The 14,463-nt window shown below is 41.0% G+C and carries 15 protein-coding genes and 1 pseudogene; 11 read left to right on the top strand and 5 right to left on the bottom strand.

Annotated features, from left to right (window positions below):
* Nucleotides 1-94 precede the first annotated feature (94 nt).
* Nucleotides 95-844, top strand: a complete 750-nt coding sequence (locus tag IEV36_RS00175) for a YebC/PmpR family DNA-binding transcriptional regulator (RefSeq protein WP_004653079.1) — start codon at nt 95-97, stop codon at nt 842-844.
* Nucleotides 845-887: 43 nt separating this feature from the next.
* On the opposite strand, the gene IEV36_RS00170 is transcribed toward IEV36_RS00175, so the two are convergent.
* Nucleotides 888-1,358 carry an Lrp/AsnC family transcriptional regulator gene (locus tag IEV36_RS00170; RefSeq protein WP_004771770.1) on the bottom strand — a complete coding sequence of 157 codons (471 nt, stop codon included), beginning with the start codon at nt 1,356-1,358 and terminating at the stop codon, nt 888-890.
* A gap of 460 nt (nt 1,359-1,818) precedes the next feature.
* Nucleotides 1,819-2,589: a glutathione S-transferase family protein gene (locus IEV36_RS00165; RefSeq protein ID WP_005257103.1), complete on the bottom strand. Its 771-nt coding sequence runs from the start codon at nt 2,587-2,589 to the stop codon at nt 1,819-1,821.
* 358 nt (nt 2,590-2,947) lie between these two features.
* On the opposite strand from IEV36_RS00165, the gene IEV36_RS00160 reads away from it, so the two are divergent.
* From IEV36_RS00160 to ychF, 7 genes are all read left to right on the top strand, one after another.
* Nucleotides 2,948-4,159: an SfnB family sulfur acquisition oxidoreductase gene (locus tag IEV36_RS00160; protein WP_005257102.1), complete on the top strand. Its 1,212-nt coding sequence runs from the start codon at nt 2,948-2,950 to the stop codon at nt 4,157-4,159.
* A 13-nt stretch (nt 4,160-4,172) separates the two neighbouring features.
* Nucleotides 4,173-5,396 carry an SfnB family sulfur acquisition oxidoreductase gene (locus IEV36_RS00155; RefSeq protein WP_005257101.1) on the top strand — a complete coding sequence of 408 codons (1,224 nt, stop codon included), beginning with the start codon at nt 4,173-4,175 and terminating at the stop codon, nt 5,394-5,396.
* A complete protein-coding gene (locus tag IEV36_RS00150; protein WP_032863874.1) occupies nt 5,396-6,808 on the top strand; it encodes an LLM class flavin-dependent oxidoreductase in 1,413 nt (470 codons plus the stop codon). The genes IEV36_RS00155 and IEV36_RS00150 overlap by 1 nt, the downstream gene beginning before the upstream one ends.
* A gap of 35 nt (nt 6,809-6,843) precedes the next feature.
* A complete protein-coding gene (locus tag IEV36_RS00145; RefSeq protein WP_005257097.1) occupies nt 6,844-7,674 on the top strand; it encodes a MetQ/NlpA family ABC transporter substrate-binding protein in 831 nt (276 codons plus the stop codon).
* Between the two features lie 11 nt (nt 7,675-7,685).
* Nucleotides 7,686-8,756 carry a methionine ABC transporter ATP-binding protein gene (locus IEV36_RS00140; RefSeq protein WP_005257094.1) on the top strand — a complete coding sequence of 357 codons (1,071 nt, stop codon included), beginning with the start codon at nt 7,686-7,688 and terminating at the stop codon, nt 8,754-8,756.
* Nucleotides 8,737-9,396 (top strand): methionine ABC transporter permease, encoded by a 660-nt coding sequence (locus IEV36_RS00135; RefSeq protein ID WP_005257093.1) that lies wholly within the window; start codon nt 8,737-8,739, stop codon nt 9,394-9,396. Before IEV36_RS00140 ends, IEV36_RS00135 begins: the two co-directional genes overlap by 20 nt.
* A gap of 94 nt (nt 9,397-9,490) precedes the next feature.
* On the top strand, nt 9,491-10,582 hold the full coding sequence (gene ychF / locus IEV36_RS00130; RefSeq protein WP_005257091.1) for a redox-regulated ATPase YchF: 1,092 nt from the start codon (nt 9,491-9,493) through the stop codon (nt 10,580-10,582).
* An 88-nt stretch (nt 10,583-10,670) separates the two neighbouring features.
* Here the strand turns inward: ychF and IEV36_RS00125 are convergent, their stop codons facing one another.
* Together IEV36_RS00125 and IEV36_RS00120 are read right to left on the bottom strand one after the other, a co-directional pair.
* Nucleotides 10,671-11,240, bottom strand: a complete 570-nt coding sequence (locus IEV36_RS00125; RefSeq protein WP_005257090.1) for a hypothetical protein — start codon at nt 11,238-11,240, stop codon at nt 10,671-10,673.
* Nucleotides 11,241-11,375: 135 nt separating this feature from the next.
* A complete protein-coding gene (locus tag IEV36_RS00120; RefSeq protein WP_005257089.1) occupies nt 11,376-11,909 on the bottom strand; it encodes an Mpo1 family 2-hydroxy fatty acid dioxygenase in 534 nt (177 codons plus the stop codon).
* Between the two features lie 106 nt (nt 11,910-12,015).
* On the opposite strand from IEV36_RS00120, the gene IEV36_RS00115 reads away from it, so the two are divergent.
* Both IEV36_RS00115 and IEV36_RS00110 read left to right on the top strand, forming a co-directional pair.
* A complete protein-coding gene (locus IEV36_RS00115; RefSeq protein ID WP_005257087.1) occupies nt 12,016-12,720 on the top strand; it encodes a Crp/Fnr family transcriptional regulator in 705 nt (234 codons plus the stop codon).
* 202 nt (nt 12,721-12,922) lie between these two features.
* Nucleotides 12,923-13,240: a hypothetical protein gene (locus IEV36_RS00110; RefSeq protein WP_005257085.1), complete on the top strand. Its 318-nt coding sequence runs from the start codon at nt 12,923-12,925 to the stop codon at nt 13,238-13,240.
* A 64-nt stretch (nt 13,241-13,304) separates the two neighbouring features.
* Here IEV36_RS00110 and IEV36_RS00105 read toward each other — a convergent pair whose 3' ends face one another.
* Entirely contained in the window at nt 13,305-13,769 is a 465-nt protein-coding gene (locus IEV36_RS00105; RefSeq protein WP_005257082.1) for a hypothetical protein, read from the bottom strand.
* A gap of 187 nt (nt 13,770-13,956) precedes the next feature.
* Between IEV36_RS00105 and IEV36_RS00100 the strand changes: the two are divergent.
* Nucleotides 13,957-14,346: pseudogene (locus IEV36_RS00100) on the top strand (tautomerase family protein).
* The last annotated feature ends 117 nt before the right edge of the window (nt 14,347-14,463 follow it).

Raw genomic sequence — 14,463 nt, 5'->3', positions numbered from 1 at the left:
ATTTTGAATATGAGTTAGGGCAGTTTTCAACAAAACCTTCGCTATGCTAATATTCCTGCACTTTTTTGAGTTTTAATTTTTTGGAGTTACTTCCATGGCGGGTCATTCTAAATGGGCCAATATTAAGCATCGTAAAGCTAAACAAGATGCAAGTCGCGGTAAAGTTTTTACTAAATACATCCGTGAAATCGTAACCGCTGCACGTTTAGGCGGACCAGATGCTGCAAGCAACCCACGTTTACGTGCTGTTGTCGAAAAAGCACTTTCTGTGAATATGACACGTGACACCATTAACCGTGCGATCCAGCGTGGTGCTGGCGGCGAAGATAATGATGATTTAAAAGAAGTAACCTATGAAGGTTATGGTGTTGGTGGTGTTGCCGTTATTGTTGAAACAATGACAGATAACCTGAACCGTACCGTTCCAGACGTTCGCCATTGTTTCTCTAAAACCAATGGTAACTTGGGTACCAATGGTTCGGTTGCCTACCTGTTCACCAAACGTGGCGAAATTTCTTTTGAAGATGTGTCTTTAGAAGATAAAGTTATGGAAGTCGCTTTAGAAGCAGGTGCTGATGATATCGAGATCGATGAAGATAGTATCTTGGTAATCACTAGCCCAGAGAGCTTTGGTGATGTTCAGGATGCACTTACAGCAGCAGGTCTAAAATCTGACAATGCTGAAGTTGTAATGAGCCCATCAACTAAAGCTGAAATCAATGATATTGATCAAGCGAAACAGATCATGAAAATGATCGATATGCTTGAAGATCTTGATGATGTTCAAAACGTTTATACCAACGTTGAATTCTCTGAAGATGTTTTAACGCAACTTGATGCTTAAACATTTATGCTGAGTAAAAAATGCATCTTTTTAGATGCATTTTTTATAGCTTGTTTAAAAGTTTATAGCAGTTAAAAACATTATATTCTTTAATGACAAAGCTGGAATGCAACGCCACAACACTATCAATCTTACCAATACGGCGTAACAGGATTTCACTATAGTCATCCATATTACGGGCCACCAGTTCCAGAATAAAATCAGCACTCTGCCCTGTTACTAGAAATGCATTGGTGACTTCAGGAATATCTTCTAATTCTTGTAAGAACTTATCAAAAGTTTCGCTATCATGTTTACTTAATGAAACCTGCAACAGAATATGTAGGCTAAACCCCAGCTTATTAAAATTAATTTCTCGTTTGAGCTGTCCCATCACTTGGGATTCAATCAGATTTTTAATGCGGCGATGCACTGAACTGACCGAAAGATTAATACGTTCTGATAGTTCATTCAGATTGACATCTTCATGGGTTAAAATTTCTAGAATTTGTTTATCAAAACGGTCCAATTCCATTTTTACAGTCCTCATAATTTATCTACGTTTTTTCGGAACTGTCTACACTCAGTAATTTTAAGGGTCAAGGGAAAACATTCGTTTAACTTTTGACGATGCTGCATGGATAACGCAAACATGATTCCGATAAACTTTTGGTTCATCTTTGTCTCAAAGCCGAAACAAGACCTTTTGAGCAACTGTTCAACTGATCTCCCAATAGTTGGACAACTCGTTTCGATCCCCATCACACCCTGAAACATAAGATAACAAAGCCTTTTTACAATTATTTCCCTCTTTTCAGTTTTTTTAAAGTAAATTTGGTAATTATTTCTACTATTTTCTGCTTAAAACGAATTTTCTTTTAAAAATTAATTTTATTCACCAATAATTTTTTACTTTTCTGGCAATTTTTCTATTTTCTTTCTCATAAAAAAAGCCCCGACTGTTCCAATCAGGGCTTCTTTTACAGAAAAATTATTTATAAACCACGCCAGTCGACACGTGCATTACGCTCAGTGGCATAAATACGTTGCACATATTGTCCAAGCGGCAAGTCCGATAAATAGTCGTAATACTGTTTCAGTTCACCATTAAACTGTTCAATATCATCATTTTCCAATTCCCACGGCGTTCCCTTAATCACCAATAAAGGCGCGAGAATTGAACAGACTGCAATATCAGCCAGACCTAAACGGTCACCAACCAGATAACGCCCTTGATTATCGATCAGGCGTTGGTTGAGATCCGTAATCAGTTCCGTCATCCGCAACTTGGATTGCGCGACTTTTTCAGGGCTCAACTTATAATTGGTTGAAACCAGACTTTTTAAGATCGGCTTAGAAATTTTTTCAAACTGACGTAAATAGCCCTGCTCACCCATCATGATTTCAAGTGGATGATCCCCGACGGATAATGCATGGGCCAAAGACCAGCGACGAACATGCACACCTAACTCATCAGCCAGCTTATCAATCTCTAAGGCCTGCTCACGTAACTGTTCATCACGTCTTAATAACGCATGCTCAGGATATGTCGTATCAAGATATAAAGCGATTTGGGTGGAATCAGCAATCCAGTGTTTATCATCCTTCAACATTGGCAATAAATACTGCCCTGATTTTAGGAAGGTAAATGCACGATGGAAGCCAGGAATCAAATTATGTGCAACATAGTCCAACTCCTTATGATCTAACAACCAGCGAGCTTTTTCACAATAGTGAGATAAAGGAAATTGGTATAAAACCCGCATAGACTCTCCAGATTTATTTTTCTACTCGATCAAACATAAGGTTTTTCATACTTTAGAAGTAAAAGCTAATGAATACAATGTCCTTTTCTGCCTATCTTTTTTAATTTTGGCGAAGTTTTCTTTATCAATATTCTTGGTGAGATTATTCATTTCTTTCATAGCAAAAGATTTTTGTACCATTCATTCAAGTCTAAATTTTCATAACCCATTATTTTAACTGGAAATTTAATATTCATTTTTTTGTTATTTTTACCATAAAAAATGCTTAAGAATTATTGTGATAACTAAGCCATAACTGATGGTTTAGTGGAAAAGTAAAACTTTTGTAAAGTTCCTCTTATCTATTAGAGGTGCTCACATGTCCAGTAATCAATCAGTGATCCAAGCGCAAGTACAACTGATTTCAAATGATCAGCAGGCCATTAATGCTGCCTATCAAGTTGCTGACTTTGCATTAGAAGATCGAAATAATCGAGATCAAAATCGTGTCTTACCCACAGAACAAATCGTTCAATTTAGTCAAAAAGGTCTCGGTGGAATCCGTGTGCCACAACAATATGGCGGTGCATTTGTCTCCAACAAAACTTTGGCACATGTATTTCGAATTTTAACTAAGGCCGATGCCAATGTCGGACAGATTCCACAAAACCAGTTTGGTCTTTTAAATTTTATCAATATCACAGGTTCAGATTCACAAAAGCAATTTATCTATTCTGAAATTCTTGCTGGCAAACGCATTGCCAATGGTGGGCCTGAGAAAAATTCGAGAGATACCAAAGCCATTCAAACGAAGCTAAATTTTGAACATGATAAATATTTTTTAAACGGTGAAAAATTTTACTCCACAGGAACTAGCTTTGCAGACTGGTTAGCCATCCGCGCACTCCATCCTGAAGGTTATACCGTATTGGTAATTGTTGATCGTCATGCCGAAGGCGTGGAAGTGATTAATGACTGGAATGGCTTTGGTCAACGAACCACTGCCAGCGGCACAGTTAAATTAAACAATGTTGAGGTTGATCCTTCATTATTTTTTGATGAACGCATTATTGCCGATACGCCGAATGTGCGTGGTGCTTACTCACAATTGCTACAAGTCGCGATTGATGTAGGCATTGCAGAAGCGGCATTTGATGACACGTTGTCCAGCATCCGTAAGGCAAGACCGATCATCGATTCAGGTGTAGAAAAAGCCAGTGAAGAACATTACACCCTGCAAGAAGTCGGAAAGCTTAACATCCTACTCGATGCAGCCATTTTATTACTCGATGATGCTGCCGAATATCTGGATGAACTAGATCAACTCACTGAAATCTCTGCCGAGCAAGCTGCTCGCGCCTCAATTTTAGTGGCTGAAGCAAAAATCTATGCCAATGATGCTGCCCTACATATCTCCGAGAAACTACTGGAACTTGGCGGCAGCCGTGCCAGTCTGAGCCAACACAATCTTGATCAACACTGGCGCAATGCCCGTGTACATACCTTACACGATCCTGTGCGTTGGAAATTCCATGCCATTGGTGACTATTACCTCAATGGTACGCACCCTGCCCGCCATGCCTGGATTTAAGGAGTAAATCATCATGACTTCATATCAAGAATTACAAGGTTTCGCCAAAACTCATTTTAAAGCGGCGCATGTTATTCAGAGTGATGCAGAAGCACTGGAAATTGCGATCCAACTAAGTCAACAGTTTAAGCAAAATGCGGTGGAACGCGACGCAAATCGGGACTTACCTTTTACAGAAATCGAAGCGTATAGCCAATCAGGTTTATGGGCGATTACCGTACCTAAACAGTATGGCGGTGCAGAAGTTTCTAGCCTCACTGTTGCCAAAGTGATTGCTCTGTTTAGTGGTGCGGATGGTTCGATTGGACAAATTCCACAAAATCACTTCTATGCTTTGGAAGTATTGCGTAATACAGGCACGGAAGCACAAAAGAAACGTCTCTATCAAGAAGTTTTACAAGGTGCGCGTTTCGGTAATGCACTGGCTGAATTTAAAACGCGTACTTCTGCCCATAAGCAAACCACATTGATTCCAAGCGAAAACGGTTATCTGATTCAAGGGGAAAAGTTTTATTGCACAGGCAGTTTATTCGCCCATCGTATTCCAACCTTAGTGGTGGATGAGTCTGGACGTGAATTTTTAGCTTTTGTATTACGAGACAGTCAAGGTCTTGAGCTGATTGATGACTGGTCTGGTTTTGGTCAACGCACCACAGGTAGTGGCACAGTCAAGTTTAATCAGGTCTTTGTTGCCAAAGAAGATGTGATTCCTTTTGATACCGCATTCAAACAACTGTCTTTGGTTGGCCCCTTTGCGCAAATCATGCATGCTGCGATTGAGGTTGGGATTGCCCGTGCTGCATTTGAGGAAACATTACAACGCGTGCGTGTGGCTCGCCCTTGGATTGATGCCAATATTGAAACAGCAACTCAAGATCCATTAACCCTGTCTGAATTGGGGCGCGTGGCAACTGATGTTAAAGCCAGTGAACTCCTACTCAAACAAGCAGCTCAATCAGTTGATGCTGCCAAACAAGATCTTAATGCAGAGAACTTAGCCAAAGCCTCAATTGATGTCGCCAAAGTTCGTGCGCATAGTACGGAAACCGCATTAAAAGCATCATCGAAACTCATTGAATTGGCAGGCAGCCGCGGCAGTCAACGTGCAGATGGTCTCGATCGTCATTGGCGTAATGCACGGGTACATACCTTGCACGATGCCGCACGCTGGAAATATTACTTTATTGGCAATTATGTCCTGAACGGTATCTTACCACCACGCCGAGGGACGCTATGATGAGTCAAAATCTCCCGAAGAAAATTTTACTGAATGCTTTTGATATGAACTGTGTTGGTCATATCAATCACGGTTTATGGACCCATCCGCGTGATCAATCACATCGCTTTAATGAGCTGAATTATTGGACTGAATTGGCACAAACCTTAGAACAAGGCTTGTTTGATGGTTTATTTTTAGCTGATATTACGGGCGTTTATGATGTCTATCAAAATGGTATCGATCTGACCTTAAAAGAGTCGATCCAGTTGCCAAGTCATGATCCTTCTACCTTGATTTCGGCCATGGCCTTGGTAACACAGAATTTAAGCTTTGGTGTGACTGTCAATCTAAGCTATGAACAGCCCTACCAATTTGCACGCCGTTTTGCCAGTCTTGATCATTTAACCCGAGGTCGTCTCGGCTGGAATATTGTCACAGGTTATCTGGATAGTGCCGAACGCCTGATTGGACAAAAAGGCTTAAAAGATCATGATGCGCGTTATGATCAGGCCGAGGAGTTTCTACAGCTTTGCTATCAATATTGGGAAGGTTCTTGGGAAAATGATGCCTTGAAGAAAGACAAGCAACAGCGTATTTTTACTGATCCCCAAAAAGTCCACACGATCAATCATCAAGGTCAATATTACCAAAGCCAAGGTGTGTTTCAGGTGGCGCCATCACTACAACGCACTCCAACCCTATTTCAGGCCGGTGCTTCGCCGAAGGGATTACAGTTCGCCACACGTCATGCAGAATGTATTTTTATTGGCGGAGATCAACCTGAAAAGATTCGTCAGCAAGTCAATAAAATACGTCAGCAGGCTACGCAACAAGGTCGTGATGCACATGGCATTAAAATCTTTGTCGGCATTACCGTTGTTGTGGCTGAAACACACGAACTCGCACAGCAAAAACTGGCTGAATATCGCCAATATGCCAGCCCTGAAGCGGGCTTAGCCCATTATGCCAGTTCAGTCGGTATTGACCTTGCCAAGTTCGAAGATGATGAAGCGATCCCCTATCAAAAAAGCAACAGCATTGCTTCCGTCAATGAAAAATTTAAAGAACAGCGTATCAGTAAAAATGATCTGAAAGCGCAGCATGTTCTCGGTGGCCGTTATCCACTGATTGTCGGCAGTGGCACTGAGGTTGCTGAATATCTAATAGAACTGCTTGATCAAACAGGCATTGATGGTTTTAACCTGACCCGTACCGTTGCCCCTGAATCACATCATGATTTTATTCGATTGGTGATTCCGGAGTTACAACAACGTGGACGTTATAAAACTGAATATGCAACAGGTTCACTGCGTAACAAACTGTTTGCTCAAGGCGATCATTTAGCCGCAAGCCATCCTGCAGATCAGTTCCGATGTAGAACGCATAACAACACAGATGATCTAAAAAGAATTGAAGAAATTAGTGCTTAGCACTTACACGTTTAAGAATAGAGTTGGAGAAATAAATGGCTCAAACTGCCTCAAAAAAATGGTTGGGTATTGGCCTTGTCGTTGTTATCGCAATTATCGCGTTATTCATCTGGAATAAACAAAGACACAGTAGTAGCAGTGAATTGGTGATTGGGATTAGCCCTTCTTTTGCACATCCACTACAAGTCGCTGCGGATGAAGCCAAACAACAAGGTCTCAATGTGAAATTGGTGGAATTTTCCGATTGGAATACGCCGAATATTACGCTTAGTCATGGCGACATTGATGCGAACTTTTTCCAGCATCAACCCTTCTTGGATAATGCGATTAAGGAAACTGGCTTCAAGCTAAAATCCTTTGCTGCGGGTGCTGCTTCACATGTTGGATTGTATTCGAAGAAATATAAAAGTTTCGATGAACTTCCAAATGGCGCAACTGTTGCCATTCCTAATGATCCCGTCAATCAAGGCCGTGCATTACTGCTTTTACAACAAGCCAAATTGATTGAACTGAAAGACAGCAACAATCATCTTTCTGCCCTAAAAGACATTACTGCAAATCCGAAAAATCTGAAATTCACCGAAGTTGAAGGCCCTCAAACTGCACGTGCGATTGATGATGTTGATCTCGCTTTTGGCTATCCACATTACCTACGCTTGGCAAAAACGGCTGATCCTGAAAGTGCCCTATTGTTTGATGACAATACCAATAAACGTTATGCGATTTTATTTGTGGTGCGTGATGACTATCAGGACAAAGACAGCAAGCTACAGAAATTTGTCGAGATTTATCAAAATTCGCCGAAGGTCAAAGCCGCATTAGACAGCGATTTCGGCCCAACGCTCTGGTTCCCTGGTTGGAAATAAGGAGAACAATGATGGTGAGTTTTGGTTCACAGGTCGATTTTTCAGTTCCACATCTGAAAATACGCGGTTTAAATAAATTTTATGAGGTACAAGGCCAACGCTTACATGCCTTGAAAGACATTCATCTGGATATTCCTAAGGCGCAGATTGTCGGTATTATCGGGAAAAGTGGTGCGGGAAAATCATCACTGATCCGTACCTTGAATGGTCTGGAAGCGATTGATACAGGCAGTATTTTGATTCACCAGCAGAATATTGCTGAGTTGAGTCATGCTGAACTGATCAAAACACGACAAAAAATTGGCATGATTTTTCAGCATTTCAATTTAATGTCTGCAAAGACAGTGTGGGAAAATGTGGCTTTACCGCTACGTATTGCGGGTTATGGCAAGGCTGAAATTGAACAACGGGTTAATGATGTATTGACACTGGTTGGATTAAGTGCCAAGCATCAGGATTACCCCTCCCAACTTTCAGGTGGGCAGAAACAACGTGTTGGTATTGCCCGTGCCTTGGTTTCTCAGCCTGAAATTCTGCTCTGTGATGAAGCAACCTCGGCACTCGACCCCGAAAGTACCGCCAATATCCTCGCTTTGTTAAAGCAGATCAATCGAGACTTGGGGTTAACCATTGTCTTGATCACACATGAAATGCAGGTCATACAGGAAATCTGTGATCAAGTGGTGGTGATTGATCATGGTGAAATCATCGAGTCTGGGCAAGTCTGGTCGGTATTTTCGAATCCACAACAACCGATCACGCAAGAATTACTCAATTTTGAACAGGTGAATTTACCCTTTGAACTGAGCCAATCTGCTGATCAGCGCACCACACAGCAGATTTTAAAACTCAAATATGTCAGTGAATCGAAATCGGTTCCTGATCTGTATGAATTGCTGGGCAGCTTTAATAGCCCCGTTCAGGTCTATCACAGTCAGATAGATACCATTCAACAGCGAACCATTGGCTCACTGGTGATTGGCATTGGTCATCTCGAATTTGACTTAAATGATGCACAATTTGAACAACATCCTGCCATTACACAACTTGAGGTGATCGGTTATGTACAATCAACTCATTGATCTATTGTTGACAGGCACAATCGATACCTTAGTGATGGTAGGGGTTTCTGCCTTGATTGCCTTTTTGATTGGCCTACCGATTGCCTTGATTTTAGTGAGTACCGCAGATTTTGGCATCTATCCATCCAAGAAAATTAATCAGTCCTTAGGCTGGGTCATTAACATTACCCGTTCTGTCCCTTTCCTGATTTTAATGGTGGCATTGATTCCGTTTACCCGCTGGATTGTCGGAACAAGCTATGGTGTATTAGCTGCGATTGTACCCTTAACCATTGCCGCAATTCCCTTCTTTGCTCGTATTGCAGAGGTCAGTTTACGCGAAGTCGATCAAGGTCTAATTGAAGCCGCACAAGCGATGGGCTGTAACCGCAAACAAATTCTTTGGCACGTACTCCTTCCCGAAGCTCTACCAGGCATCATTGCAGGCTTTACCGTGACCATTGTCACCATGATCAGTTCTTCTGCCATTGCAGGTGCGATCGGAGCAGGCGGGCTCGGAGACATTGCCTATCGCTATGGCTATCAGCGTTTTGATATGCAAGTCATGCTGGCGGTGATCGTGGTACTGATTGTTTTGGTGATGCTGGTTCAAACCACAGGTGATCATATTGCCCAACAGTTCGATAAACGCAAAGTTTAATGTCGAATTGATAATCCGCTCTAGCCATGACTTTGTCATGGCTTTCATGTAAAATCAGCAGCAATTTTTATATTACACATTTGTGAGTGGTTTCATGGGTTTTAATTGCGGTATTGTTGGTCTGCCAAACGTAGGTAAATCTACATTATTTAATGCATTAACAAAGGCAGCCATTGCTGCTGAAAACTTTCCGTTCTGTACCATTGAACCGAACACAGGCATCGTACCCGTACCAGATCCACGTTTGGACAAACTTTCTGCAATCGTAAAACCACAACGTATTTTACCTACCACAATGGAATTCGTTGATATCGCGGGTCTTGTTGCAGGTGCATCAAAAGGTGAAGGCTTAGGTAACCAGTTCCTTGCCAACATCCGTGAAACAGATGCCATTGCACACGTAGTTCGTTGTTTTGAAGATGAAAATGTCATTCACGTGAATGGTAAAATTGACCCATTAGATGACATCGCAACCATCAACACTGAATTGGCACTAGCGGATCTTGATACTGTTGCAAAAGCATTATTACGCTTAACTAAAGCAGCAAAAGGCGGTGACAAAGAAGCAGTTGCAACCAAAGCAGTTTTAGAAAAAATTCAGCCTTTGCTTGATGAAGGTAAACCAGCACGTGCGGCTGACCTTTCTGATGACGAACGTAAAGCAGTTCGCGGTTTCGGTTTAATGACGCTTAAACCAACCATGTACATTGCCAACGTGGCAGAAGATGGTTTTGAAAATAACCCGCATCTTGAAGCAGTAAAAAAACTTGCTGCTGAAGAAAATGCGATTGTTGTACCGCTTTGCAACCAGATCGAAGCAGAAATTTCATTACTTGAAGATGAAGATCGTGCTGAATTCCTTGAAGCAATGGGTATGGAAGAGCCAGGTTTGAACGTGGTGATTCGTGCAGGTTATAAATTACTTGGCCTACAAACCTATTTCACTGCGGGCGTACAAGAAGTTCGTGCTTGGACAGTTAAAGTCGGTGCAACTGCGCCACAAGCAGCTGGTGTGATTCATACTGACTTTGAAAAAGGCTTTATCCGTGCTGAATGTGTCGCATATGATGACTTCATTCAATATAACGGTGAAAATGGCGCCAAAGAAGCAGGAAAATGGCGTTTAGAAGGTAAAACCTATGTTGTTCAAGACGGCGATGTATTACACTTCCGCTTTAACGTATAAATCAGTTTTTTGATTTCCAAACCGCCAGTAATGACCTTATTGGCGGTTTTTTTATTTTCTCAAAGATAACTGCAACGTTAACAGCCCATTAACTCAATAATTTTTGCAATCGCTGAGTCACATGCTGCCGTGCTTTTTTCTGCTTGAAGATTGTCGGAATATGCAATAGAAAGAACGAATAACGATATTTTTTATGGTCGCGTAAGGCTTCACTCAAATAATGGTAAAGCTCAAGTGCAGCTTCACGGTGAAAGGCCCATAAATGCTGTTGCCGATACATCACCACATAATAGGCATCATTCGGCCAGTTCAATTCATGTTTCTGTCGATAACCACAAGATTCACATATCACCCCACCCCGACTTTGCACTGAATAGCGCGTACTCCAAGCTGTTGGATCATATCCTTCTGGTAAGTCATGGATCTGGTCAATGCCGCCAGAAAGATTTGGATAATAAAATGCAGCATGCCAATAACCGCCACAAGCATCCTGAAAACGCGCATATTCAAAATCTGCATGCTGCTGAAAATAATCGACATCTTTTTTCAGCGGAATCTTCGCCAATCGGGCAAATTCAAAATCCGCCTTGGCCTGACATGCGGGACATTTAATATTTAATTTGCAAGGTAATGACCAATATTCGTAAATTCCTGTCATGTGTTTTTTAATTCTGACCACCACATTTGAATAGTGATAGCTTAGCAACTGAATGAGTTTTTTAGAATCTTTGAATCCAATAAATGAAAAAGCCAAGCTTGATCAACTTGGCTTTTTATATATGAGTCCAGCCCATCAAGCGACTGTTTGCGGCTTCATATCCATTTCAGCACGTTTCATTTGTGCTTCTTTTAAAATCCGTTGATGCAACGACTTACGGAAACCCAGCAAGAAAACAAATTCAGCCAAAACAAATAAAGGACCAATTGCCAAACCGACCAGATCATCCACAAAGGCAGGTTTTTTCTTCTCAAAATAATGGCCAACAAACTGAAACACCCAACCCACCACAAAAAAACCAATACTTGCGCCCAACCAGCTCCACATAGGTAACGCAGCAATTTTTACAGCGAATGGGTAAGCGACTATCATGATGATCAGCATCAGGATACCAAACAGCTTATCTAGTGAAATATAATAGAGAATACTGAGCACAATCAGTATGGAAGCTAATGTGACTGACACGCCCGATATTTCTACGCCAGCACGGGCCGTTAAGCATAAAATTGAAAATACAATTAAAGGAATCCCCACAAAATGAGTCACAATATTATTTCGATCTAAGTGATAAGCTGCATATTGACTCAGTAAACGTTCCAGATTTGTCATTTTTCTTTCCTCATATCATTCGTTTATGCTGTTAATCTATAAGAAATAGCGTGATCAAGTTGTCATGTAGCTGACAAATGGATGTCTTTTTAAACAAGGAAAAATCGTGTTAGAGCCGCTTTATATTCAGCATTTAAAAGAAAATTTATGGTTTCGCCATTTAGCTGAACCTTTTCAAAACTTTATTATCGAGCATGGCAAAAAGTACAGCGTTGAGAAAAATGCGGCAGTTTTTCATGCCCAAGATCGCTTTGATGGCGTATACGGCGTGCTGGAAGGTTCGATTAGCCTGGGATATATCGATGTGAATGGCAATGAAGCGATTGCTGCCATTGCAGAGCCGATCATGTGGTTTGGTGAAATTTCCCTGATTGATCAGCAACCGCGTTCGCATGATGCCATTGCCTTAAAAAAGAGTGTTGTACTGCAAATTCCAGCCCAAGCGCTCAATGATTTTTTGCTAAAAAATCCCTATTACTGGTATTACTTTGCCCTGCTCACCAGCCAAAAACTACGTTACGTATTTTTAGAGCAAATCGCGATTCAAACCCAAAGCATTAGCCAACGTTTGGCACAGCGTCTGTTATTTATTCTGGAAGGATATGGCAACCGTTCAACGATTCAGGACTTTAATATTCAAATCTCTCAGGATCAACTAGCCAATATGCTGACCGTCTCCAGACAAACGATCAACCACGAACTGAACCAGTTTGAAAAGCAAGGGGTGATTCAATTAGGATTCAAGAAAATTACAGTAATTGATCTAGATAGATTAAGACAATTCGCAACCGTGAGTGATCTAAAAATCTAAGATCAAGAGATAGCAATGCAGCTTAATGATTAAGCTCTGGATTGCAATATGCTTTTAAACTTAACGCTAAATTAAAAGACAAACTCTCACTATAAAATGCTACGCATGCTCTAAAATATTTCACAAAATCAGTCTGCTTTCCCTATCTCAATGCGTCTACATTAAAACTAAGCACTATCGCTTATCCTCGCAGATGATAATCATGAGAAAAATCGCAACAATTCTAACAGCAGGCTTATTTACCGTATTAAGCGCTAGCGCATTTGCATGTCCAAAAGGAACTCAACTCCAGGGTGGCACTGGCCCAAATCATAAAGGTGGAAAATGTGTCGCAGCTGGCGTCGTGAAAGCCAAAAAAGAAACCACCAAAGCAACCCATACCGTAAAACATGATGCCATTAAAGCCAAAGACTCCACTAAACATGAGTCGATGAAGGCTGCTTCGGCAACCAAAAAAGTAGCGAGTACCACAGCGACTCAAGCCAAACAGGAAGCGGCAAAAACAGTCAAAACCTCATAATCCAACGATAGCTTTAACCATAAAAAAGCGAGATCAATGATCTCGCTTTTTTATATGCACCCAATTATTTTGGAGAGGTATTTCCTAACGCGGGGTTATCAATCGCATCTTTACATTGTGCTTTATCACGCTCGTAGTCTGCCTGCTTTTGGGCAGATACATTTTCCTTATCTTTGACATCACGCGCCCAAGTATCCAGACTGGTCAATGCCTTACGGCAAAGCGCATATTTACCTTCAGTCACCGAGTCTGTCATTTTGACATTGATCCGCCAATCCGTGCTGAGCTGGCGTAATGGTTTTCTAACCTTCTCTTCAATTTCAGCCGATTGCTTGTTATAAACAATCGGATCAATTTCATTGATCAGTTTCCATGCAGCATTGGCATAGGTCGTTGCATCATTATTGAGTTTTGGCGCTGGCTTGATCTGTACCTTCTCTTTTGGCTCATCACCTGAGTTCCCGCAAGCAGCCAATAAAAAGGCACTACACAACATGATTGCTGTTACACGAGTGTTTAGATTAGACATATCAGATCGCCGATGAAACATAAGGCCATTATGCTAGTCAATTTGGGAATAATTCTCAATCATTGTTACTGTTTTATCATGCATAGAATTTGCGATATCAGCGAAAGATTTCAGGTTTGTCTTGCGCTAAATTTCTCTATATTAACTTGAATAAAACAATGAACTATTCATCAGGAAGTAAATCCCCATATCACAAATCAAAATTTATGCATTACAACAAACAATTGAATAGTTTAGAAACCAGCTTTCTCATGCCATTCATCAGCCGCTGGTCGACAGCTTGAATTATCCTGTAGAAAAGAAATTCCAGCATTTTATCAGTCTTGCGACCAACGATTTTATTTATCCAGAGGATCGCAGTGACAATTATCTGATTATCGAAATATCAATGTTTGAAGGCCGCAGTAAAGAAGCAAAAAAACACCTAATCCAGTTAATTTTTACTTATATTCAACAACAATGTGGGATTTCACCTCATGACGTTGAAATCACGATTTTTGAAACACCAAAAGTCAGCTGGGGAATTCGTGGGCAAAATGCGGAAGAATTAAAACTAGATTATCAAGTCAATGTTTAATTAAATCAAAGGGCTTTACTCACAATATTTTTGTCTAACAAAAAGCATGTTTTTTGTGTCATATAGGCTTAATTCGGCAAAAAGTTCTGCTATGCTTAAACACAAATTACTCAGGAT

Origin of the sequence: Acinetobacter vivianii (genome assembly GCF_014635885.1) — a bacterium.
Taxonomy (GTDB): Bacteria; Pseudomonadota; Gammaproteobacteria; order Pseudomonadales; family Moraxellaceae; genus Acinetobacter; species Acinetobacter vivianii.
The sequence above is the reverse complement of the archived record's forward strand: the minus strand, read 5'-3'. Positions and strand labels throughout refer to the sequence as shown.